Below are 25,107 nucleotides of genomic sequence, written 5' to 3' on the forward strand. Positions count from 1 at the left end.
TTAATTCCCTCCAATCGAAAATCATCTGATGTATTTAATATAAAATACATCAGATGATTTGTCAATTAGATTTTATGTGATTTTTTACTTTTCTTCCATGATTCTCTTAAATTCTTTGCGATTATTCGCCATATGGATAGTCATTGCATCTAAAGCACCTGTTTCGTCATGGTTTTCAATAGCTTTAGTGATATCTTTATGCAACTCTATTGTCTCGATTTTTAAATGTAGGATATTGTAATTTTTGTTAAACAAGGCAATTGACTCGTTGATAATGGGGATAATATGCAACAACGCTACGTTACCGCTGGCTTCAGCAATGACCGTATGAAATTTAATATCCAGTTCAACGTGTTCCTCAGTGTTATTCTTAAAGGAATTTTCAATTTCGTCACGCAGTATATTTAATTTTTTGATTTGTTCCCCTGTGGCGTGTTTGGCGGCTAGGGCAGCCATGGTGGGTTCTAAAATATAGCGTAGTTCAAATAGGTCGTAAATCATTTTATCCTGGTCCTTGATTAATGAAAAACCCAAAGGATCGGTTGCAATTCCGCGTTTATCACTCACAAAAGTTCCGGCCCCTTGTCTGACTTCTAAAATATTACGGGACGCTAAATCACGGACAGCTTCCCTTAAAGTGCTTCGTCCAACAGACAACTTGTCTGACAACTCGTACTCATTTGGCAGTCTATCTCCAATCTCTAAATCATTCTCTGTAATAAAATGGATAATCTGGTCTGATGTTTGTTCGACCAGCGACTTTGTTTCTTCCAATATAATACACCTTCCTCTAAATCATCTGATGTGTTCAGTATACACTTTTTTTAAGATCAATGTTTTATTTTTGTGAATACTAGAAATAGTGCAAATATCTAAATTTACGTGTTGGGTGCTGTCAGGATTATCAATGATATGGGAAAAGGCATCACTGATATTCAATCTGAGATTTGCTTAGCAGCGAGCTTATCTTAAAAAAATTGTTTTTTTACAATTCTCCAAAAGTTTGAAAGGTTAACTATTTTTGAGAAATGTTAAAAACAGCAATACGATTTTTTATAAAAAATCTATTCAAAATAAATTCAGGGTGAATTTGTAGTTTTAACTGACCATCTGAATTTTCAGAAAAATAAAAATTTAAATTAATATTTGACGAGTGGTTTTGTGTTCATATTACGACTGCTCGAAAGTATATAATAAACCAGATACAACTTATTATGGGTTTAGAAAGACGTAATGTAAGAAAATAACGAAGGGGGGAAATGAACCTACAATTGTAGAAACATAGGATAAACAGGACAAAATTAATTTTTGGACTGATTATTTAATAAAAACATTATAAAAATTGTTAGGAGTGGTTTTTTGGAAAAAAGGATTGATTTTTCGTTGTCATTGTTATTTTTTTGGGTTAAAGGTTTTATTTCTGTAGACTCGCGTTTTGTAAAGGTCTCAAAAGGTAATACAATTATGGGGTTTATTCCTGCGGGTAAAGACAATCAGAATATTCCTTTGAAGAATATTAGTTCCACTATGATTTCTTCTCAATACAAAATTAAGGCAATTATTTTAGGTGTTATTATTACCTTTATATCTATTAGTATGCTGTCTAATAGTTTTTTTGGGGCTTTAATTATGCTCCTGATAGGTGTTGGGATATTAGGAAGTGGCTTACAAAATGTTTTAATTATCCAAAGAGCTGGAGCAGATTATTCTGTAGCTGTTCCTTTTTTTGAGAAAGCGAAATTATTAGCAATACAAGATGGTATTACGGAGGCTTTAGCACAGGATACAGATAAAACTGATTTGAATATGTTTTTTGATAAAAAAGAGCAAGCATAGAAGTATCAAATGAATAAAAAAAGGGCTGGAATACAGTCCTTTTTTTATTTTATTCTGATGGATTAAACTAAAATTTTCATATTTTTTGAAAGTCTGCTATTTATTTAGGGGAAAAGAACTTATTTAGAGCTCATCGTAGTGCCTGGGTACCTGAGTACGTAGTTTTAACTTAATATGATGTAATTTTATTTTGTGTGAAGAGACTCGGTGCTGTTATTCCTTGTAAGATTGAAAGTTTTTATATTCTAAAAAGTGGATGAAGGGGTGATGAAAACAATATGGAAATAACCCTCATATTTTTAGATCAAGATAAAATAGCGCTTTGTCTAAAAGTTGTTGAAAACGTGCATTAGAAATTTCTAAAAAATTAATGCTCGTGTATTCATAATAAGACTGCTCTAAAGTATATAATAATGCAGATATAAATATTATGATTTTAGGAGGCTATGATGAATGAAACTAAACAAATTTGATTCAATCATTATATCTGGGGAAAAAAATTTCGAGCTAAAATGGTAAAAAGTGGGAAATCATGGGTTATTAAAGGGCTAGTATTTATGAGCCTATTAGTTGGAGGGTTATTAGCAGTTGGTGAGACTGTTCAAGCCTCAGCTTGGATAGCTAATTCGCCAACATCTATTGCTCAGCGAATCGAGGCAGAGGACAATCAAATTATTATGATTGAAGGGGACACGGTCTATAATATTGGTGTAGCCATCAATATCAAGAATCCTATGTCGCTATTATTTGATAATGGTTATAAGCTTGGTGAACAATACACACTACCTATAGGAACTATAATTTCTTGGAACGGTGATGATGCAACTATCAAAGATGGCTCAGGTAAAATTATCGGACAAGGAACTGTGGGTCTAGGAGAAAAACATGATGATTCTAAACCGTTGGGTGTGCAAACGCAAGCGTCTGGGACTAATCAGTCTCACATGGAAGAGGCTATCAAAGATAATAGCGTTTCAGCAAATGGGCAAGTATCAATTCATAATCAGGAAAAGTCTAAGGATAAAGAGAGTCCAATCCCTTCTAGTACAGGTGAAAAAAATGGAGAAAATGGTGGAGATGTTAAACCAGAAACAGAAACACCTATTACACCTGAACAACCAGTTGAACCTGAACAACCAGTTGAACCTGAACAGCCAGTTGAACCTGAACAACCAGTTGAATCTGAGACACCTGTAATTCCAGAAAATATCACTGCTTTAAAACAAAGGTTAACAGAATTAGAAATAGATTTAGAGATTGAAAGGATAAACCTGGTAGAAACACAAAAAAAATTAAAAAAATCACAAGATGCTAATAAGTCAATTGAACAAAAAATAATCGATGCTCAGACTGCTTTTAATGATACTTTAGCAGATGAACAGGCTGTTCAAAGCCAGTTTGACGTTGCAAAATTAGCATTAAATCGAGCAATCATGGATGAAGCAGTTGCAAACCAAGCATTAATAATTGCACAAACAAATCTCGAGGACGCAGCTGCTATACCTGGAAGTGTTACCTTAGAATTTGAAGCTGCTTTATCAAAAGCTCAAAATGATGTAGCTGATGCTGGACTAAACATTATTGCGAAAGAAGAAGCTCTTCTCCAATTGGAACAGGCTGCTGCAAGTGCATCTCAAAAAATAGCTGAAGCTATTATCCATCTGGAAGAGCTTAAGGCTGTGGAAAAAGTTGATACCACTGAATTAGAAAAGGAAGTCTCAGCATATCAAAGAAAAGTGAGTAAATTACAAGATGAAATTGAGGCTATTAAACAGAAAGTGCTAGAATTTGAACAAGTTGAGCAGGGCAAGCTCCTTCAGCAAGCCAAAACGGAAGCTTTAAAGGTGTTGAGAACCTTGGATGGTTTAACAAACGAAGAAGCAGATTGGTATAAAAATTTAATCAATGAGGCAACATTTGTTGAAGGTGCTGAGTCAGCGTTAGAGCGAGCAATAATTTTGGATGCTGCTAATAAAGCGGAAAATGAGGAGGCCAAGTTAGTTCAAGAAGCCAGGGAGAAGGCAATAAATGAATTAGCAAAATTGAAAGATTTGATTGGTACTGAATTAGCGGATTATACAGTGGCAATTAACGGAGCACTAACGATACAAAATATCGAGGAAATCTTAATTGAGGCAAAAAATCAAAATGAGGCCAATAAGAATACAAGGGAGCAAGAAAGAGTCTTAGAAGAAATAAAAGAAAAAGCCCTAGCAGAATTAGCTGGCCTAAAAAATCTGACTAAAGCTGAAGTTTCTGATTTTAAAGCAACAATCATTGGGTCAGGGAATGTTAATACTGTTCAAAGTACACTTATTGCAGCTAAGATTTTAAATGAAGATAATAAAAAAGCTAAAGAATTATACGAGGAAAAACAAATAGCATCGAAAGAAATTCAGTCTATGAATTTAACTGAAGGGCAATTAGCAGACTTCTTGAATCAAATTAGTGGAGTGAATAACGGGATTGCTCTAGCTGATATTCTTAAAATGGCACAAGAACAATCAAACATCAATGATGCCAATGCTACGGCTCAAGCTCTTAAAATTGCTAAAGAAAAAGCGATTGAAAAAGTGAATGTAATGTCACTATCCGATGCCCAAAAAGAATCATATGTGAGTAAAATCAATCAATCAGCAACAGCTAGTGATATTAATAAATTGGTGGCTGAGGCAAAACTTCAAGCTGATAAGAATGATAAAGAACAAAAAGTATTAGATGAAGCTAAGGAAAAAGCACGAGCTCAACTAAGAACATTGAATTTAACTCAATCTCAAAAGGAAAATTTAATTAAACAAGTGAGTGCTGCTAGTTCAGTTAATGAAATTAATTTAATCGTTGAAAAAGCGACTGTAGCTTCTAAGGAAAATAATGCTAAGGAGCAATTACAAAAAGTTAAGGATGAAGCGATTAAAAAAATAGAAACTATGAAATTAAGCAATCAGAAACAATCATTTGTTGAGCAGATTGTCGAGGCTAAAACCATTGAACAGGTTAATCGAATTGTTGCTGAAGCACAAAAAAAATCTGATTCCCAGGATGTCGATTTTGCTTTAGATGAGGCAAAAGAAAAAGCAATAGCAAGTATTAATAAGATGGAAAATATTACTTCAACTCAGAAAATGATTTTTATAAGCCAGGTAAGTCGAACTGAGTCAGGGGCTGAAATCAGCGACATTATAGCTGAAGCAACTAGAGCAAATGAAGTGACGGAATATATTGAAGATTACAAAACAATCGATATTAATAAAGTAAAAGAAATTTCGAAAGAATTGTATGACAATAAGATTTCTAATTTAATGGATAAAAGTTATAAAAAATTTGAGTCTGTTGATAGTATTATGTCTGGTAAAACATCAACCACTGATGCTACTTTTGAAAAAGTCTACAATGCTATCAAAGCGAACGAAAATTATAAAATTTCTGAATCTGATTATGCCGATTTACAAATATATTTTAATATAAATGAACGATATACTAAACGTATGATTGAAAATGTTAATATTCTTCGAGCTCAGTTGGGGCTAGCCCCCTTAGATTATGTAGAGCTATCTGATAATGCGAAAGCCGCTATGCTGTCTCATACCATTGCAGGCCAAATTGCTGGTGGACACGTATCAACTAAAAACAAAAGTGATATTTTGGTAGAACTTAGTAACACTTACAGAGTTAGGGGACTGGCAGAGAACTTTCAGCCATTAGGTACGGGAGAAATTATTCTTGCACGCGAAGTGCCTATGACTGTCGAAGCATTAGCTGATCGAATCTTTAAAAAGATTTTAAATGAGTACAAAGTCTATTCAATGGATTACACTGCTGATAATGGCCATTTGCATAACGTTCTTGGTGGTAAAAAAGGCAGTATTGCATATGGAGGGTTAGTTATCACAGAAATAAAAAGTGGTAACTTGGGGATATATGGGCCAGCAATTCAATATGTGTATTCAATCACTGAACTATTTGCTAAAAGAGCTTAACAGAGTGGTTACAGAGAGAGAATAAGATAAATAAGGTAAAATCTCTTGAAACTTCTATATTTGATTAAACTGTAATCACCATATCAAATAATATTGAAAAGAGGGGTGTTTTACAATATGAAAAAATTTTTCCCACTATTATTATTAATAATGCTAATTACAGCTTGTGGTAATAAAAGTCAAAAAAAAGTAGAGGTTGAAGGCACGTCGACAATTCAAATGACTGGGGAACTAGAGAAATCGAGCTCTTCAGAAAGACAAAGCGAAACTATCTACTCAGAGAAAAATGAAGAAGAAATAACCATTGACCTAGGTCTGTACGACCAAATTATTGATAAATATGCACTTTTTGAACAGGAGCTCCATAATCAAGACAGTCAGCTTAATGGCATGGCATTTTTAGTTATACAGGATTTTTATACAGGGTTATACGCTACAACTCACGATATAGACAGCGATCAAACGCCAGAGTTACTTATCTCACTTGGGACTAAACAAGGTTCGTTTACACTACTTGACATTTATACTATTTCGACAGAAAATAGCCTGATCCACCTAACTTCTGCCGATAATGAACTTAGTAGTATCGGTGAAAGAATGACCCTGGATCCTCTTGAAGATGGGAAGTTATTGTATACAGGAAGTAGCTCTGCTACTGAAATATTGTACAGACTGTTTGAGTTTAACAAAGAGAAAACGGATCTTTCCCTGATCATAGAAAGCCCAAATAGAGATGGGTTAGGCAGTATTTCAGAACCGATTGATTTGACGCAATTGAATTGGCAGCTTATCGTAGAGGGCTAGCATTTAGGAAGGTAATGATAATCACAAAATAAAAACTTGCATCAATACTTTTTCAAATTAAGATACAGATATATCCTATATATGACTTGGGGGACATCTACCAAGTGTATGTATAACTCTACATATGGAGAAGTTGTTTTCTCTTACAGCATAGATACTTTATAATTATTTGGATCGGTTTTTGCCTATCTAGTTTTTGTAGATTAGGCTAAAGGACAAAATAATAAACAAGAAACTCTATTTAGGGTTTCTTGTTTATTATCTAAGGCGTTACTATAAACAAAGAATTTGTATGAGAATTTACTTAACAGTAAATTAAATATTAGGAAATGATTAGTGAGTGACACGACTTATTTAAAGGAAAGTTTTAATGTTTTTTTATGAATTATAGGCAAAAACATCAAGCTATCAGTGGTGCTCTCAAATGCTTAATCCTTGAGTCTGGTTTCATAGCCATAGTAGTTTAGAGTACCGATCATATCTTGAATAATATACTCTTTTAAGTGTCGAGGAGAAATGACTTTGACCATATCACCTTGACTGAGCAGCCACATTTTCACCCCATAACCATCGTTAGCTTGGACCTCAATACGAAAACTGCCGTCTTCATTTTCTTTGATTATTTTAGAGTCGGGAAAACGATCTAAGACGTACACTGGATCCCAATAAAAATCTAGAATCATCGTCAACTCATGCCCCAAAAATGGTAAATGGGCACTTCGATTGGTTAAAATGCCGCTTTCAAAACGTTCTTTATAAGGAGTCTTATTTTTTGATGAAATTACTCTAGGATTAACGATGTTATTAATTCTAAATTTATTTAATAGTGACAAATCACCGTTATCTTGGGCATTATGGGATGCGGACAACATGAAGAAATATAAATCAGAAAAGTGAATAGCAGTAGGAACTCGTTGTAGGGTTTTTGTCACCCCGCATTTAGTATATTCAAATTCGATTTTTTGGTTATCCAGAATAGCATCGGAAATAAAATTGATTTGTGCGAGTAAATCTATTCTAGAGACCCCTTGATAATTTAGTTGTTCATTGGAAATGAAGTGTTTTACTCTTTTTTTATCTTCAGCCAACAAAAGAATCTTATGAGTGAGTGAGTAAATCTCCTTTTTATTAAAGGCTCTGCTAGCATAAATTACCTTTATGATAGCTAGTAATTCATTATCGCTTAGTGTGTTGCTCTCTAGAAATTGCGTTAGTTGATACATTCCCTTATCTTTACGGTCAAGTTTGCCAAGATCGAGTTTATTTGCACTTCTGACTTGTTCTTCAAGGACTTCCTCGATTAAAGCTATATCTCTTTGAATAGTACTACTTTGCTTTTTATAGTCATTCATCAGGTCTTGTTTAGTTAAACTAACTCCACTTAATAATTGAATGAAAATGGTTAATACTCTTTTTTGACTGTTCATAAAAATTCTCCCTATTCGTGAAATGTTTTCAGCCTTTTTTGTAGCTGAGGTAAACGAATCAACCAAACAACAAGTGAACATGAAATGATTTTATCAATAATGCCATCTGTCACAGCTCCCCAATAAGCTGCGATAAGTATTTTTAAGCCTGAAGCTTTGAGGGAAAAGACGACGATATCTGTTATAGAGTTGGACAAGCCTTTGAACCCGCCGTATAGAATGACACGTATTGGTGCGCTCGCCAGTGATCCAATGAAGGCTAACAAGATGCCTGTAAAAAAAGCTTTTCGATAATTAAGCCCATTTTTTGAACATAAATTAGTAATAATGGCAATTATGATACTAACAAGAATAAAAGGCAAGGCCAACGGACCATGAATAGCAGCTAATAATAAATGTGTACAAATAGCAGTAAAAATACCATATCTCATTTTAAAATTTGTTGAAATAAAAATAGTACCCAATGAATCTAGATATAGGAAAGGTAAATTTGCAAAGGTAATGATCGAACCAAGGACAACGTTGATGCAAGCAGACATGGCACATGAAATAAAAATTTTTAAAGAAGTTTGTTTTTCACTCATCTTAGATATCTCCTCCTAAATCTTAATTATAACAGACTACATAGTCATATTGTGAACGGCGGAGTTATAGACAAATAAAAAAGCTGAATTTAATGTACCAACACCAAGAGCTAGATTTTTTTCTAACTTTCGGAGTATACTAAAAAATTGTTCAGCTTTTTTAAGATTATTCTTTTGTGGCTTCAATACTTTTCAAATCTTGAAATATTTTTATATCAGAGCTTTCTAATCTTCTGTTTCTGTAGGATATTGAGAAATCAACTTTCTTATTGAGTGAGAAGTTTTCATTACTTGGTGTCAGAGAGGTTGGATTTAAAAATTTACCATTAGTAGAAATCTCTGCAGTCATCGGGATTGCTCCCCTTTGACTTACTGCAAGATAATTATCGTAATTTTTTATCTGAGATAAATCTTCAAATTCAGCTAGATCGAGTAAGTCCGAGATTAATGCATTTTCATCGAATTTATAGGTCCCATCTGTTACTAAATTAACATCTACTGAAATAGACTCTAAAAATTCTATCTCCGATGCGTGAAGTATCCCATTTTCTTCAAAAGAAAGAGTAACCGTATGGTCTGTAACGGAATAGAACACAGTGTGTTTCCAAGTACCAATAATTTTTTCTGAAAAATCGTCAATGATTATTTTTGCAGTATCAGTAGCTAATTTTTCTTTACTATCAGCAGTAGAGTATGGAGCCTCAGAATCGGAAATTTCTTCATCGTCATCACGAACATCAACATATTGATGTTTATCCTGTTGGCCAGAATCAGCTTCTAAATTATCAAATTTATTAAGATTTTTCTTGAATTCGTCACTTTCTTCAGAGTAAAATTTTAGTTGCTCATCAGAGTCTTCAGTTGTTAAAATCAAGGTATCTTTATCAACTTTATAAGATAAAGATAAATCCTCCTCGTTATCTGGAAAGGTAAAAGTGATTGTTTTCTTTGAGTGATCAACTTTTCCGTAAAAATCTTGGGTTTCAGCGATAGTCTCAACTGTTAGACCGAAAAAGCCGCTGCTTTCAAAAGTATAGTAGTTTACTGTTAAGGTTGCATCTTTTTCTTTAATTGAAAGTTCTAATAAAGTTTCTCCTTCCCCCATATAGAATTGATTTGAACCATAACTGTTATAAACTCCATCAATTTTTTCCCCGCATCCTGAAATGAAAAATAAGGCAATTAAAATCAAACCACTTAAAGCAATATGTTTTTTTCTCATTTTCTTCTCTCCTTTTTATTAAATAAATATAACCAAGTATATAAAAACAAGTAGTCATAGAGTGACCATTTATGACTATATTTATAAGTAATTGTTAACTACAAAAATAGAATTCGTAAAATATACACCTAAAGAGTCAATCTTAACTTTAAATAAATAAGATTTTTTCGCTTTCCCCTAGGTGTAAAATAAATTCTCATGTACTGTGTGTAATTTGGTTTTTTTACAGCGAGGTGCTAATAAGGTTAAAAATGTCCGGTTATTCAGGACTAGATTTGATGAAGTTGATAGGCATTCAAATGAACAAAGAAACACCTTTAAAAATCGGTAAATAGATTTTCTAGAAGTAAAAAAATATTGATTATTATCAAATATTTAAGAACGGTTCTTTTCATTCTATAAAAAAACCAAAAGACGAACTGTTTTCGGAAAATTCAGAAAATTCTATTTACTTTTCATGAAAATAAAGTATGATATATAAACATAGTATGAAAAAAGATTTTAGTGAGGTGTGAAAATGAATGGGGTTGTGTTACTTTTAATTGCAATTGCATGTTTTGTGGTTGCTTACTTTGGTTATTCAAAATGGTTAGAGAAAAAATGGGGGATTGATCCTCAAGCGGTGACTCCGGCTTATCGCTTTAAAGACGGACAGGATTATATGCCGGAACCGGCGTTCATGGTATTTAGTCATCAGTTTTCATCGATTACCGGTGCAGGGCCAGTAACAGGTCCAATTATTGCAGCGATGTTTGGGTGGCTGCCTGCATTTCTTTGGATTGTATTTGGTGGGATTTTCTTCGGTGCAGTTCATGATTTCGGTGCCATGTATGCTTCAGTTAAAAATGAAGGAAAATCCATTGGACTGATTATTGAAAAATATATCGGAAAAACTGGAAAAAAACTATTTCTTTTATTTTCATGGTTGTTTTCTTTATTGGTTATTGCTGCTTTTGGTGACATAGTCGCTAATACTTTTAACGGTAAGACCATTGGAGTTGCAGACACGGTCAATACTGCCAATGCTTCTGCGGCATCTATTTCCATGATATTTATTTTGACAGCAATTATTTTCGGTTTTTTGATTAAACGAATGAATTTATCAGGTAAAGCTGCTCATGTAGTCGGTGTGGTGCTATTGTTTGGAACCTTGGCTTTAGGAATGGCTTTTCCGCTATTTGCTTCCAAACAAGTATGGTTACTGGTCGTATTCGGTTATCTATTTCTTGCTTCAGTCATGCCGATGTGGCTGTTGATGGCACCACGAGATTTTCTGAGCACATATATGCTACTAGGTATGATTATTGCCGCTGTACTCGGTCTGATTGTGGAACGTCCTGACATGAATTTGAATATGTTTAACGGATTTGTGATTGAAGATGCAGCAGGAAATTTGACTTATCTGTTCCCTATATTGTTTATCACCGTTGCCTGTGGAGCTGTATCAGGTTTTCACAGTCTAGTATCTTCCGGAACATCCTCTAAACAGATAAAAAATGAAAAACATATTCGCCCAGTTAGTTTCGGTGCTATGATGTGTGAATGTGTGCTGGCTGTCGCAGCATTAGTTGTTGCAGGAGCTGCAGCTAAGAATGGTCAATTGCCGGAAGGGACGCCATTTCAGATTTTTTCTAGTTCTGTCGCTGGATTCCTAACTTCATTTGGATTGCCTGTCATGGTTGCACAAAGTTTTATGACGATGTGTGTTTCAGCCTTGGCTCTCACGTCACTGGATTCAGTTGCGAGAATCGGTCGCATGTCATTGCAAGAGCTTGTTAGTGATGGTGAGGCAAAACCATCAGGAATTGCTGGCTGGTTGTCTAACAAATATGTGGCAACGATTTTAACTCTTGGCGTTGGGTTTGCACTCGCACAAGGAGGGTATAATAGCGTGTGGCCGCTCTTTGGTTCGGCTAATCAGCTATTGGCGGCGATGGTAATGATTGCCATAGCTGTTTACTTAAAAACATCCAAGAAATCTGGTGTCATGTTTTATATTCCGATGGTAGTGATGTTGACAGTGACATTTACAGCATTAAGTATGTCAATTTATAAGCTGTTTATAAAATTGATTTCAGCAAATGAATTTCTGTTGTTTGTGCCAAAAGAAATTTCTGCTGGACAGTTTGTCTTGCTTTCTGATGGTTTGCAGCTCATCTTTGCGTTCTGTTTGTTGGGGCTTGGTTTTATGGTGGCTGTTCGTTGTTTAAGAACACTGATTCAGCCGCTATCTGAAAAGGTTGAACAAAAAATGCCAGTTTATGATGAAAAGTAAATGAAGTCATGTGCTAAGGCTAAGCTTAAGTAGTAATGGTTAGAGTAGATGATTAAAGACATTAGTTAATGTGCTCATTCAAAATGAAACTCTCAGTAAATTCTATTTTTAGATTTTGCTGAGAGTTTTGAATTTTCAAGTCTTGACAGCAACGACTCATAGACACAGTTCTTTGGGGGAGAGACAAAACAGGGTCTGAATCTCATAATTACTTAAACACTCTTTTTCTTGATGAAAAATAAAATTACTGTCCGTCTATTTTTTAAAAATTTAGTCAAGAAACAACTCCTATTCCTCAAAAATGATAATGTCGAGGTTCTGCGCTCTATAGAACTTTTCCCAAGAAAAATGTCTAACAAATAACTTTTAACCAGAAAACTATGATAAGATTTTAATAGTCTTTCAGAAAAAGAAGCTTTACTGAATGAGTATTTACTAAAGTGAGGGTTATTTGAATGGAATTTATTGATTTGCACTGTGATACTTTGTTGAGAGCATTTACTGGCGGGCAAGAGACGATCTATGACCTGCCTGATTGTATGCTAGATGTGAAACGAATGAAGTCTGCAAACGCATTGGCGCAGTTTTTTGCAATCTTCATGTTACCCCTTGGTCACGATACGGTATTTACTAGTGAAACGTTTGAAGATGATTTTTATATAGAATCTTTATTAAAAATCTTTCAAAATACCATGACACAATACGGGGATATTATAGCGCCAGCTTATGACTATAAAAGTTATCAAGCCAATAAAGCAGCTGGGAAAATGAGCGGATTTTTAACTTTTGAAGACGGACGGGCGATTAATGGGGATTTGGATAAATTAAAAAAGTATTATGATTTTGGTATTCGTCTAATTTCTTTGACTTGGAATTATAAAAATTGTTTTGGCTATCCAAATTCCGAAAACCCTGTAGTGATGAATCAAGGATTGACCGACTTTGGAAAAGAAGCAATTCCCAATATGAATGATCTTGGGATTATTATTGATGTTTCTCATCTTTCTGACGGCGGTTTTTACGATGTTGCAAAATTGAGTAAAAAACCCTTTATTGCTTCTCATTCAAACTATCGAGGACTTTCGCCACATCCAAGAAATTTAACAGAAGACATGATTCGTGTCTTAGCAAACAAGGGCGGCGTTACGGGAATCAATTTTTGTCCGAAATTTTTGTCATCAGACATTACCAGTAAAGAGTCAAAAGTGAGCGATATGATTCTACATATAAAGAAAATAATTAAATTCGGTGGAGAAGAATGCGTGGCAATAGGCAGTGATTTTGATGGGGTGACAGGAAATTTAGAAATTTCCAGTGTAGATAAAATGCCTTTGTTGTTCGAATCTTTAGCCAAAACAGGAATCTCCTCAGCAACAATTGATAAAATTGCTTATAAAAACGCTGAACGAGTCATTAAAGACATACTCTAAGGGAGTAGAAAAACGGGAGATAAGATTTTATTATTACGAGTTAGTGTAAGAGAGTTGAAGGTCATTTGTTTGCACCCTTATTAGATTTTCGTAGGAACTGTTTTGAGTGTCGCACAAATGGCTTTTTCTTATAATATTTGCTGTTTTAATTGGTGGGAACCAGTATTTGTACTCCCTATGGCAATTGTTTTAACCAATAACAGATGCAGGTAGATTATATATCTATTGATATAGTCGGAATTTAATCATAAGTAAAAAGATAGGCTTTTTCCATATAAGTCTATCTTTTTTAATTAATGATTTATTTTAAAATAACAAAAAGTTAACATGTAAGGCGCCAGTTGATTTTAGTGAAAAACTTATCAAATAAATCGAGTCTAAAAACATCAAAAAAGTGAAAATGCCATTTACTTTAAACAAAACCAAACAAAGGCTTATAAACAGATAAATCAGCTAGTTAATAGACTAGAAATAAAACTTAGAATTTTCCTTAAAAAATGAAGATATTAAAAATCTTGAAATTTTTTAATTTTTTTAAAATTAAGTTACTCAATAGTAGTTTTATATCTAATTACTTTCGTAAAAAATGAAACCAAACAAAACCAATAATAATACATAGAACATGAAAAAGTTCAGAAAAATTAAAAATAACCTTGATATTCTATAAATTACGCTGTTTTAAAAGTTAAACAATGAGGTTTTATCTATTAAAATACTTAATTAAATAAAACGGATTATATATATATTGTTGATAAAAAAATGAAAATAAAAACAATGGAAACAGAGCGTTTTAATATAAAAACAAAGCTCTGTTTTTTGTTTGTCTATTTAAGCTTATTTTAGATTGGAAATTGATTAAAACCAGAGAAATCATACTAAAATATCAGTTATAAAAAATTTAAAATACCATCAGTTTATAGATATTTGTTATTTTATATTCCTAAGTCTTTAAAGGTGAAAAGTGCCATTGACAAAAAAACAATAGTATATATAATAACTAACTAAGTTTAAGGCTTAGCATAGCTTTTCAAGTTTATTTTTAACATAAAAACATTTTTTAAAAATAACGGATAACGGTTATGTTTATGAATGGAATAGTTGATAAATGATTTTTAATTTTTGAAACTAGATTGTTTAATATGCTCTTAATATTTGATGTTATGTTCTTTTTATCAGTAGAGCTAAAATTTTTAATGTATTTTCCATTAAAAAAGTACGATGAATTAAATCTAGTGTTAAAAATAATAAAATTGTTACTCCTTATTAACAATTAACCATTGAATTAAAGACTGTGATCATTCTTTTTTACATATTTTACTGTTGATTTGAATAAGATTTTTTGGAGAAAGCATACATTCAACCTTTGGAGTAAGGCAGCTAATCTAAAATACTACCGATTTTTGTGTCATCGTGTCAATTGATACCCGACTAAAGTCTTGTTTAGAGTATTAATTTTCAAAGCTAAGAAGGAGTTTTGTCTACTCATGACTTAAAAAATATGCCAAGTGAAAATTTTTTAAGGAGGAATTTATCATGAAACAAAGGATTTTTTTTGGTTTGGTATTAACTTTAAGTGTCATTGTTGGAATGTTCAGTTTTTCCGGCAATGTAGATGCAGCAGAGGTTCTAACCGAAGAAAAAACGCTGGCAAGCGGTACATGGACGGTGACAACTGAAGATGGCAGACAAATGATTAAAAAAAGTAAGCAAGTTTACGAATTAACTAACGAAAGTGCCATTATATGTACTAGCAGTTGTTCGATTACTTTGAAATTAGAGACAAGTCAACCGCTTCAAATAAAGAAAATTGCGGTTCAAGGTAATCTTTATATCGATGGTAAGGGAAGCTCGTTGCAAGTTCACAATGATAGTGGTGTTGCTATTGATGTTAGGAAAATACTAACGGTTAAGTCAAATATCAACGTAGAAGCAATCGGCCCACAGTTTGGGGTCAAAGCTCACAAGGTTGATGTAAAAGATAATAGCAGTGTGACAGCAATAGCGACTGCTGATGATGGTATCGGAGTTTATGGCGATTATCTCTATGCGATTTGCAGGAATAGCAAGCTTTATGGAGAAGGCAGTGTTTCAGGAGTATATGGAACTAAGAAAGTCAAAGCCTGTTCTGAAGGAGCGATTATCCATGGGGTGACATTATCACCAGAGGGAGTACACTCAGCGGTACATTCTGAAAGCTATATAAAAGCTTTATGTAAAGGGAAAATTATTGAAGAGTATCAAGTGATTCCTTTCACAATAACAGCAAATGAACCAGTAATCATGGCCCATTATCAAGCTGTTGCAAACAATATGGTGGATGCTAAGAATTACATCTGGGCCTCCAATCCTCAAGGTGTATATTATGAACCCAGTGTAGGGGGATTGCTAGGTGATCCTTCTCTAGGTTCACAGGAAAGCATTTTTATTGAAGGGGTACGAAGTGGGAAGGTTTGTAATCCTAAAGAAAGAGTCTGCTTGGATTGTAAAGCTGACTCTCAGCACATCGTCCGGTTTAATAATGCTCGCAGCTCATTTACTCAAAAAGTTATCGTGAGGCACTACGAACGAGATGAAGAAGGCGATTATTTCGAAATTGAGACAAGGGAATTAGAAATGGCAATCAATGAACCTTTTATTATTTCTGATTACTATCTGTCTGATTTAGGAGAATATATTTTAGATAATGTGGAACCAGCAAATGACTTTATTGTTGAGTATTCATCCATACCAATCGAAGTTAATTATTATTACTCTCCAGTGACTCGGTGATGTTCATAAAATAATCATTAAAAAATAAGGGGGTTGATAATCCATCATTATACCCAACCTTAAACAAGTTGTTATTGTTTCAAAAGAAGAAATGGGTGCAGTCTAATTACCTTGGGGCTGAAAGGAGGTGAAAGAATGAAGAAAAAGACGTACAAAGCCTTTGTGAGTCTAATGGTTTTTCAATTCGGGATTTTTTCTCCGGTTATTTGTTACGCGGTTACTACTGATTCAGCAGCTGAGAGTCATGAACAACAGGAGGACATTCCGTTAATTGGGACACCTCCGTTAGATTCTGAATGGATTGATGAGTTACCTGAAGAAAATGTGTCAGATTCATCAACGGTTGACGAGGCTAACTCTTCAAGTGAAAATCCGCAGACGGAAGATTTAGAGATATCTGAGGAGCTAAAGTCAAGAAAAAAACGTGCTGACGACGGAGAGTCGGTTATTGTAAGTGATTGGTCAGAGTTTGTTTCAGAGCTGGCAAAAAATAGTGCAGAAGCCATCCTTGTGGCAGCTGATTTGACAGCCGAGACCTCTAAAGCGGCAAAAGTTGCTGAGAATGTAACGAGAGAAATTGACTTTGCTGGTCATCAGCTGTTGATGGGGAACAATTCAATAAATATACCTATTACGAGTTCCATCAAGGTTAGTGATGTTAACTATGCAGGCTCTGCAGAATCAGCTATTTTTACAGGGGAGGGGCACCTAACCATTATAAATAATATGACTGCATTAGCAATGAACGGTGCTGCAATCGTAAAAATGGCTGGCGGTTCACTAACTATCGACGGTGCACATGTCATTCACCACAGTACCAGCGATACGGCAGCTGTTTCTGTAAAGTTTTTTACGGTGACAAATGGAGCAGTTGTAACGTCGGATAGTGAAAACTTTTATCGAGTGATGGAAGATGCAAGCAGCGGAGGCAGTGTTAGGATAGATGGCGGCTCAGTTGTAAAAACAGAAAGCAACTACGGTCCTAAAACTAAAAAAGATAGCGGTGGTGTCTGGCTGGCTACGAAAAAAATAACTTTTGATGTAGAAGGCCCAGATACGCAACTATTAATCAGCGGAACCACTTATGGAACTAGCCAAGATTCTACGATTTCCCCAAAACCTTCTCCAGATAGAGCAGGAGCTGATAATGGACTATTTACCTTGGGAGGCCCTGATGGAGAGCCTAGGGGAATGATCCTCAATGTCAAAAATGGTGCAAAAATGAATGTCGATTCTCCTAATGCTACTGCTATTTTCATCAGCTCTGTGGATAGCAGCTTTAATGTGGAAAACAATGCCCAGCTAACGATCAGTTCTGGTGAAGGCCAAGGCGGTGGGAGCGGCCGCTCTTCTATTCGTTTCTATAATGTTGGGAATATGGCATTTAATATACGCGGAAAAAGTAAGGTCCATATCATGAAAGATAATGGAATTGCAGCTGCTGTGAGGATGTTTGGCGGAGGAAATAAAATAAATATTACTGATGGTTCTGACTTCATTGTTCGAAATATTGGTACTGGGACTCCGACGGATAGTGATGTAAGAGGTAATAGCAGTAACTATGGTGTTCATTACGCCCACTCTAATCTTTATGAAGTCGAAGAGGACAGCTTTACATTGACCGGTGAAGATAGCAACGTACAAATCGATGCGGACAATGGGGCGGCCATCAGTGCCGCAACGACTGGTCACCCGTCAACGGGTGAATTGTACGGGAAAATCAATATTAATGCTGGTCCAGGTACTTACTTTATTGCTCGCGGCAAGACGGCTACCGCAGATTCAGGTATCTTTAATGGTCCAGATTTGCAGTTTAATATGGAGAGTGTAAAATATTTTGACTTTGCGAATACCCGAGATGGCGGCGGGAAAATATTTACTTCAGGGGTGGACACGACAACATTTACCAGCAAATTGTCGGATACGGCTTTTTGGAAGATCGGTACTGATCAAATTCATGGTCAGCCGACTGCTTTTTATCCAAAACTAGATTACAAGTTTTCAGGTAAAGATGTGGCAAATCTAGAATATTCTACAAATGAAGAGATGACACAAAATTTTGGCAGTATGACGGAGTACTCTCGAATGAGTGCCAATAACCAACCGGCATTTATAGATAACTTGCGACTCCCAACAGATGCGGACAAATCTGTTTCTGGTCATGCTAAAGTGCCGGAAGCTAAGTACGAGGAAGCTAGAAATGCTTTTGCTGGTGAAGTGAAGGTGAAATTAGCTGTAAAAAATGTTGACGGACAAATAGTATATGACGAGATTGAAGCCACAACGGATGATATCGGCGTGTATGGAGATGCTCCAGTATTAGGGACTTTTAAAGCAATGACCCCGGACAATCATTTTTTAGTTAAAGGTAATACGGTTGAAGTGTTATCGGCTATTAGAGGAGAACACCACTCCAATGCTACTGATTTTCCAGCTGCGGTGACAACAGTTGATGTAACGCCGCCGGAACCAGCTGAGTTGGAACGTTCGCAAGTTGGTGCAGGGACTACCAGTATTAGTGGTACAGGTACGCCAGGGTCAATCGTGACGGTGACGAAAAATGGCGGTGATGCTGATTTAGGCTTGTCCACAGAAATTGGAGATGATGGCCAATTTACCATAGATTTACCGTCAGACATTGTCAATGGTGATACATTGCAGATTCATCTTCGTGACAAAGCGGGATTAGCAGCCAATGTGATAAAACCGCCAGCAACGAATAACAGCATTGGTAATATTAACCCAATGACTGAGCTTGCTTATCATGATGCTATTTTTGCACCAGCAACACAATTAACCGTTGTTGGGGCCTTGGAATTAGTAGAGGTGCCATCGCTGTTTGATTTTGGACAGCAGAAACCATCTCCTAAAAATACTATTTTCAAACCTGAAAAAATTTCCGGTGCACTAAAAGTTTCGGATACTCGCGGAACGGAGAAAGCCGAATGGACGTTAACGCTGCAGCAAACTAAGGCGTTGACCACAGGAAATAATAAAGATTTGAGCAAGACTGTCCGTTATCGACCTCAAAGCGGCAAGGATATCGAGGTCAAAACAACGAGCGCAACTCCTATTGAAAAACGGAAACTTACTGACGATGGTGTATTAATCATTTCTGATGATTGGGAAAATGGTGCCAAGGGTGGTTTGTTTTTAGATGTGCCATACACAGATCAAAGAGTTGGCAAATACACAGGTGAACTAACTTGGACACTTGGTGATGTTAGGTAAGAGATTGAAGAATGATGAAAATATTAATGGACAACATTCGCTTATGAAGGAATGGCGACAAAACAGGGTAACCAAGGCTATTTGATTGGAAGGTTGTAAGATGAAAAAGAAAGCTTGTTCAGTGTTTTTAATCGTTTGCGTTGTACTGCTATTGAATACTACCAGTGTTAGCGGATCAACGGCAGAAGCCCACTTTTCAATTGCTACGAATATTCCAGTTAATCAAATAGACAAGCAGCAAAGTTATTTTGATTTGCTCATGAAACCGGGGCAAGAACAGACGATTAGTGTTGTTGTTTTCAACCATGGTTCTGAAGAATTAGCGGTAGATATCGGGATCATGCCTGCCTTTACAAATGAAGGTGGTCACGTTCAATATACACCTGCTAATGTGTCTTTGGACGAGACATTAACTTACGATATTCGTAAATTAGTGAAAGGGCCAGCCAAAGTTGTTTTAGAGCCCGCCAGCAAACAGACTGTTTCGTTTCAAGTGAAAATGCCTGATGAACCATATGACGGATACATCGCAGGCGGACTTACTTTTACGGAAGCGTCTAAAAAAACTGATAAAAACAGTGAATCGGATGGTCTGGTAAATAAGATTGCTTATACAACGAGTCTACTGCTGCGTCAGTCACTTGATAATGGTTTGCCTGATTTAAAATTAAGGGATGTTAAGGGCAAAATAGTTAATCAAAAAGGTGAAATAATAACTAATTTACAAAATCCAAAAGGGACCTATCTAGATGATTTATTGCTAAAAGTTGAACTTTGTAGGGTTAATGAACAAACAGTCTTACTAGACTATGAACAGTCAGGATTGCAGATGGCACCTAATTCTAATTTTGATTTTCGTATTCCTATTGATACCGTTGACCAGTTGACAACAGGAGATTATACGATACGAATACATGCATACGGCAATCTTGATGACGGCGGTTCGCATCTTGTAGAGGATCTCTCGACGGGAAATGTTCAAAATTATTTGTATCATTGGGAATTGACTACGAATTTTTTCTTGGACGTTGAGCAGAGACAGAAACAAGGGGCTGATGAAAAGCTTGCTCATTCAAAGTCAAATAAATTTATTTGGCTGTTGGGTATTGGAGCAATTTTATTGGCTGGCGGCTTTGTAATTACTTGGCGAGTTGTTAAAAAAAACCGAAGAGAATGAAAATTATTTTTCAGTTTTCTGCCGTAAGTCTAAGTGCTTTAGGAGCGGATCAGTTAATCTGCTGGTGCATATCTTTAAGTTTTGTAGTTAATGATTTCCATATATAAGTGGAAGAATGTCCTAGTGTCTAAAACAAGTCATGTTGATTCAATCGTTTTTTGAAAGAATAGGAGAAGAGAGATGAAAAAAAGCGTAAAATGGATGGTTTTACTCATGTTAGTAATTAGCGCCAGCTCTCTTTTTCCGATAAATGCTTCGGCAAAAGGAAGCGAAGGTCAGACTCATGCGGGGATAACCTACTATGATGATAGTAAAGTCCCCGGAGATTCAGAAAAACCAACTCAAGGCGGCGGTGGTTTTCTGCCGCAAGCAGGTGAGACTAGCAAAAATTGGTTAATAGCTATCGGTTTTCTTGTCAGCGGTCTGGCTTTGTTAAGTATTCGTTTGTTAAGTAATAAAGCATTACTTGATAAAAATAAATCAAAACAGAAAAGGAAAGAGGAATTATCATGAAAAAATTTGTATTGGTAACAATATCAACTTTAGTATTAAGTTCACTGGTTTTAGCTCAACCAGCAAAAGCAGCTACATCCAGTAAAACAACAGACGGAAAGATCGAGTATGTTGATGGGGGATTAATTATTGACCCAGATCCAGACCCAGAGATTCCACCTGTGGTTGATCCAGATCCAGACCCAGAAGATAATTTTGAGGCAAGATTGCCAGAAATGTTGGACTTTGGGAAAACGAAGGTTCATTCTGGAGATAAAACATTTTTAGCTTTGATAAATAATGGGGATGCTATCGAACTTAAAGATAGAGAAGCCAACAAGGACAAACTTAAAAAAGGTGCCGTTGCAGTTTTAGATAATACTGGAGAACAAAAAGGATGGGAAGTCAAAGTTAAACAAAATACTCAATTTGCAGCTGGGGCAGATGTATTAGAGGGTGCTGTGTTATCCTTTACAGCAGGAAGAACAGCGACTCAGGCAACTGGAACTTTGCCAAGTACGATAACTCCAGAAGGCACTAACGTTGCGTTCCCATTGGGTACTGATGGCACAGGAACAGAGTTGTCATTAATGAAAGCCGAAGAGGGCGAAGGTGTAGGCTTAACATCATTTGCTATTCGCGATTTCCAACTAACAGTACCAGGAAGTGTGATGAAGGTAAATACTTATACAACAACACTAGATTGGACTGTATCAAATACTCCTTAGTAAGAGTGAAGTAGTATTTCACCAATTGTGTTAGAAAATTAAAGATAAGTAGAAACCATAGGCTTTTTCAGCCTATGGTTTTACTAATGCAAGCGAAGATCGGAGATATAACGTATGAAACATAGACTCATACTCTTTTTTACCCTATTGACCATGTGCAGTCCTTTTGTACTTAGCGCAACTGCCTCAGCAGCAGGCAGTCAGACAAATGACGAACAGACAGGGGGCATAAAAATTAGGGCCAAAGCACGACTGCCCGAAAATCAGTATAATCAGGAAGTAACTTATTTTGATTTGCTGGTGGCGCCTGAAGATAAACAAGAAGTTTTTATTGATATTACTAACATTACTTCAGAACCAGTAACGATAGCGGCTTCATTAAACAATGCGGTCACGAATAATAATGGGGTCATTGAGTATTCCCCCACATCGTCTCAAACTAATCAATCCAAAGGTCTGAAATTAACTGACTTTGCACAGCTGTCGGACACGGATTTTGTCATACCGGGTGAAGAGAGCTTTGAATTGAAAGTCACTCTTGATATGAAAAACAAAAAATTTGATGGCATTGTATTAGGAGGTGTATATCTGAGACAGACCGATGATGAAAAAGAAAGTCAAGGAAATATTAAACATGTGTTTAACACGGAGTTAGCGATATCCTTACGGCAGAATGAAATGATAGTTCCTGAGGAGATTTCCATGGGAACCATTGGGGTAGGGTTAGTTAATTCACGAACTTTTTTTAAAGCCGATTTTATCAATAAAAATGCATTGATTGTTGCGGATGCTGAATTGAAGGTCAAAGTTTATCGTAGATCAGGCAACGAACTATTATTTGAGAAGACGATAGACAAAATGAAGATGGCCCCATCCACTCAAATGACCCTATTGATTCCAACTGAAGGTCAGCGGCTTTCAGCCGGGGATTATGTCATTAAAGCAACAATGAAAACATCAAATAATACCTATGAATTTTCAGAAGACATGACTATTAGCCAAGAGGAAGCTAAAGAGTTAAATGAGGGTGATGTTTCTATTGAAGAGGATAATATGCTGCTTTATATTGTGATAGGTATTGCTGCAGCAGTGGTTTTAATTGTCATCATCATTGCGGTCATTGTTGTAAAAAGAAAAAGCCGGAAATAAATTATTGAGTAAAAGATTGGCCGGCGTTCACAGACTGGTATAGTGTAGGATGGCATATAAAGAAACGGACAAAGGCCAAGGAATCTTTGGTTCTGTTGTAAAGCTTTAAAATGAAAGGGATATACCCCTAAGCATCTTGATTTGTGGGGGGCTGTCTAGAGCGAAAATCCGAAAAGAATTATGGACGTTCGCATAATATTTCCCACTATCCGTAGCAAGTAATTTAGTTTTTAGGTTATCTGATAGAAGCCCAAAAGCGTTGTTCAGAAATCTTTCGTGTGCACATGGAAATATTAAGATATGTAATTAATGGCATTTAGATAATATTGGATAAAAAACATCATTAGGTTGCATGAGTAAATTAATTGACATCGAACTTTCAGGGGTGTAATACTATAACTATAGGATATCTTTTTTGTTTTAACCAAGTGTTTTGATATGTAAACAGGTTAATAAATAACGTAAAGAAAGAAGGGGAGCTCCATGTCAACGTTGGTCTTTGCTAATTTCCCTGTTAGTAACTTAGAGCGTTCGATCGCATTTTATTCCAGTCTTGGCTTTAAAGCAAATGAAGAGATGTCATCACCCGAAGGTTGTGCAATGGTTTGGGATGATCATTTTTGGGTTATGCTGCTGACTCATGAGTCGTACCGTGAGTTTATCGGAGACAAAGATATTCCAGATTCTAAAACAATGAGTGGTTCACTGGTTTCATTTAGCCTTGAAAGCCCTGAAGCAGTGAAAAAGTTTGCTGAAACTGCAAAACAAAATGGCGGTGACTATTATGAGGTTGATATAGAAGTGCCAGAAAATCAAATGTATTTTTTTGAAGTGGTAGACCCTGACGGAAATATTCTAGAACCATTATGGATGAAAATGTAGTTGACTGGGAGGGCAAGAATTATTTGGTGAAGGATAAATATTAAATAAAGATCTTTGTGGCAAAGCGAGAAGAGACGCGTTTTTAAACATGATTAAACAAAACCCAGAAAAATTTATGAATTCTGGGTTTTTTGTCTGCTTTGGAAAGCCTCTGCTATTCGGACGGCTCTAGAGAATTTTAGCATGGTATCAAAAAAACCTCTTGGAATGATGAACTGATGTGAGCCTGTCAGTAAAAGAAGATAGCAGAACGGCTATCATTTTTCTTGCTGCCAATGATTTAGAGGAAGATATCATTAAGGGGTATGAAACAGGAGTTGATGATTATATCATGAAACCATTCTCTAACCGGATTTTACGGTATAAGGTGAAAGCCATTTTAAAATGCAGGAAAATTTATCAAGGAATAGAAAATATCTTGTCTATATTCCAACCAATCTTCTGAAAAAAATACTTTTATTTGTTTATCCGAGTAATTTTCTAGTATGTTTATCTATGTGAGACATCTTTTCTGATGATGTCTGTGTTGGTCGACTTCATTTTATCAGTTGAGAGGTCTTTTTTGTTCTATCTTTCTATTTGTTTTTTGATTTAGATAGCAAGCGGTATTGGTTGGGAGTAACACCAAACTTTTTCTTAAAATGGGTATAAAAAACAGTCCGGTTTTCAAATCCGAGTTTCTTAATAATCGCAGTGCTCCTCAAAAGGGTGTTAAGCAAGCAATCTCTTGTTTGTTTTAAGTAAATGTTTTGAATGTAGTTTGCTGGAGTCTGACCGGTATAATCTAAGAATACTTATCTAATATAATTTCCATTGCAATGCAAAGCTTCAGATAATTCTTCTCGGGTAACTTTCCGTTTGTTTATGATTCTTTCATAGAAATTATTTTGATTGTCCCACTAATGACTTTTTTAGCTGCCTGGCTTGATTTTTCATTTTTAAAATTAAAAAATATTAATTAATATCGTTTAATAAGCAAATGTTCATATTATGAACACATGATGTTGTAAAATGGATTAGATATAGATTATAAAGGAGTGGATGATCATTGAAATTGAATAAATTTGACCCTGTTCTTGCTGTTGGAGAAAAGAAGTATCGAGCAAGAATGAGGAAGAGTGGAA

General features: G+C 35.5%; 17 protein-coding genes and 1 pseudogene. 13 read left to right on the forward strand and 5 right to left on the reverse strand.

Going from position 1 to position 25,107, the window contains the following annotated elements:
• Positions 1–84: 84 nt before the first annotated feature.
• The gene (locus tag CBF29_RS11240; protein WP_126809822.1) at positions 85–774 is read right to left on the reverse strand and encodes a FadR/GntR family transcriptional regulator; all 690 of its coding nucleotides are present in this window, start codon (positions 772–774) and stop codon (positions 85–87) included.
• 585 nt (positions 775–1,359) lie between these two features.
• On the opposite strand from CBF29_RS11240, the gene CBF29_RS11245 reads away from it, so the two are divergent.
• The 3 genes from CBF29_RS11245 (at position 1,360) to CBF29_RS11255 (ending at position 6,617) form a co-directional block, all read left to right on the forward strand.
• Complete coding sequence (locus CBF29_RS11245) at positions 1,360–1,836, forward strand: hypothetical protein (RefSeq protein WP_126809823.1); 477 nt, start codon at positions 1,360–1,362, stop codon at positions 1,834–1,836.
• Positions 1,837–2,348: 512 nt separating this feature from the next.
• Positions 2,349–5,813, forward strand: a complete 3,465-nt coding sequence (locus tag CBF29_RS11250; RefSeq protein ID WP_126809824.1) for a GA module-containing protein — start codon at positions 2,349–2,351, stop codon at positions 5,811–5,813.
• Between the two features lie 117 nt (positions 5,814–5,930).
• Positions 5,931–6,617 (forward strand): putative periplasmic lipoprotein, encoded by a 687-nt coding sequence (locus CBF29_RS11255; protein WP_126809825.1) that lies wholly within the window; start codon positions 5,931–5,933, stop codon positions 6,615–6,617.
• Positions 6,618–7,045: 428 nt separating this feature from the next.
• Here the strand turns inward: CBF29_RS11255 and CBF29_RS11260 are convergent, their stop codons facing one another.
• The 3 genes from CBF29_RS11260 to CBF29_RS11270 all read right to left on the reverse strand — a co-directional run bounded on the left by CBF29_RS11260 (position 7,046) and on the right by CBF29_RS11270 (position 9,850).
• Positions 7,046–8,044 carry a helix-turn-helix transcriptional regulator gene (locus tag CBF29_RS11260; RefSeq protein ID WP_170170063.1) on the reverse strand — a complete coding sequence of 333 codons (999 nt, stop codon included), beginning with the start codon at positions 8,042–8,044 and terminating at the stop codon, positions 7,046–7,048.
• A gap of 11 nt (positions 8,045–8,055) precedes the next feature.
• Positions 8,056–8,628: a hypothetical protein gene (locus CBF29_RS11265; protein ID WP_126809827.1), complete on the reverse strand. Its 573-nt coding sequence runs from the start codon at positions 8,626–8,628 to the stop codon at positions 8,056–8,058.
• A 166-nt stretch (positions 8,629–8,794) separates the two neighbouring features.
• Positions 8,795–9,850: a hypothetical protein gene (locus tag CBF29_RS11270; RefSeq protein WP_126809828.1), complete on the reverse strand. Its 1,056-nt coding sequence runs from the start codon at positions 9,848–9,850 to the stop codon at positions 8,795–8,797.
• A 517-nt stretch (positions 9,851–10,367) separates the two neighbouring features.
• On the opposite strand from CBF29_RS11270, the gene CBF29_RS11275 reads away from it, so the two are divergent.
• From CBF29_RS11275 to CBF29_RS11320, 10 genes are all read left to right on the forward strand, one after another.
• Positions 10,368–12,125, forward strand: coding sequence for a carbon starvation CstA family protein (locus CBF29_RS11275; protein WP_126809829.1), 1,758 nt, complete (start codon positions 10,368–10,370; stop codon positions 12,123–12,125).
• Between the two features lie 455 nt (positions 12,126–12,580).
• Entirely contained in the window at positions 12,581–13,555 is a 975-nt protein-coding gene (locus tag CBF29_RS11280; RefSeq protein WP_126809830.1) for a dipeptidase, read from the forward strand.
• Positions 13,556–15,088: 1,533 nt separating this feature from the next.
• On the forward strand, positions 15,089–16,324 hold the full coding sequence (locus CBF29_RS11285) for a DUF4097 family beta strand repeat-containing protein (protein ID WP_126809831.1): 1,236 nt from the start codon (positions 15,089–15,091) through the stop codon (positions 16,322–16,324).
• Between the two features lie 135 nt (positions 16,325–16,459).
• Positions 16,460–19,555, forward strand: a complete 3,096-nt coding sequence (locus CBF29_RS11290; protein WP_126809832.1) for an Ig-like domain-containing protein — start codon at positions 16,460–16,462, stop codon at positions 19,553–19,555.
• A gap of 100 nt (positions 19,556–19,655) precedes the next feature.
• A complete protein-coding gene (locus tag CBF29_RS11295; protein WP_126809833.1) occupies positions 19,656–20,732 on the forward strand; it encodes a DUF916 domain-containing protein in 1,077 nt (358 codons plus the stop codon).
• 180 nt (positions 20,733–20,912) lie between these two features.
• Complete coding sequence (locus CBF29_RS11300; RefSeq protein ID WP_126809834.1) at positions 20,913–21,245, forward strand: LPXTG cell wall anchor domain-containing protein; 333 nt, start codon at positions 20,913–20,915, stop codon at positions 21,243–21,245.
• Positions 21,242–21,952, forward strand: coding sequence for a WxL domain-containing protein (locus CBF29_RS11305; RefSeq protein ID WP_126809835.1), 711 nt, complete (start codon positions 21,242–21,244; stop codon positions 21,950–21,952). Before CBF29_RS11300 ends, CBF29_RS11305 begins: the two co-directional genes overlap by 4 nt.
• 114 nt (positions 21,953–22,066) lie before the next feature.
• The gene (locus tag CBF29_RS11310; protein ID WP_126809836.1) at positions 22,067–23,101 is read left to right on the forward strand and encodes a WxLIP family cell surface protein; all 1,035 of its coding nucleotides are present in this window, start codon (positions 22,067–22,069) and stop codon (positions 23,099–23,101) included.
• Positions 23,102–23,584: 483 nt separating this feature from the next.
• Positions 23,585–23,983 carry a VOC family protein gene (locus tag CBF29_RS11315; RefSeq protein WP_126809837.1) on the forward strand — a complete coding sequence of 133 codons (399 nt, stop codon included), beginning with the start codon at positions 23,585–23,587 and terminating at the stop codon, positions 23,981–23,983.
• A 220-nt stretch (positions 23,984–24,203) separates the two neighbouring features.
• Positions 24,204–24,428 (forward strand): response regulator, encoded by a 225-nt coding sequence (locus CBF29_RS11320; protein ID WP_126809838.1) that lies wholly within the window; start codon positions 24,204–24,206, stop codon positions 24,426–24,428.
• Between the two features lie 130 nt (positions 24,429–24,558).
• On the opposite strand, the pseudogene CBF29_RS14310 reads toward CBF29_RS11320, so the two are convergent.
• A pseudogene (locus tag CBF29_RS14310) lies at positions 24,559–24,762 on the reverse strand (helix-turn-helix domain-containing protein); the annotation flags it as partial.
• Positions 24,763–25,107 lie beyond the last annotated feature (345 nt).

Origin of the sequence: Vagococcus elongatus (genome assembly GCF_003987645.1) — a bacterium.
In the GTDB taxonomy this organism is placed as follows: Bacteria; Bacillota; Bacilli; order Lactobacillales; family Vagococcaceae; genus Vagococcus_A; species Vagococcus_A elongatus.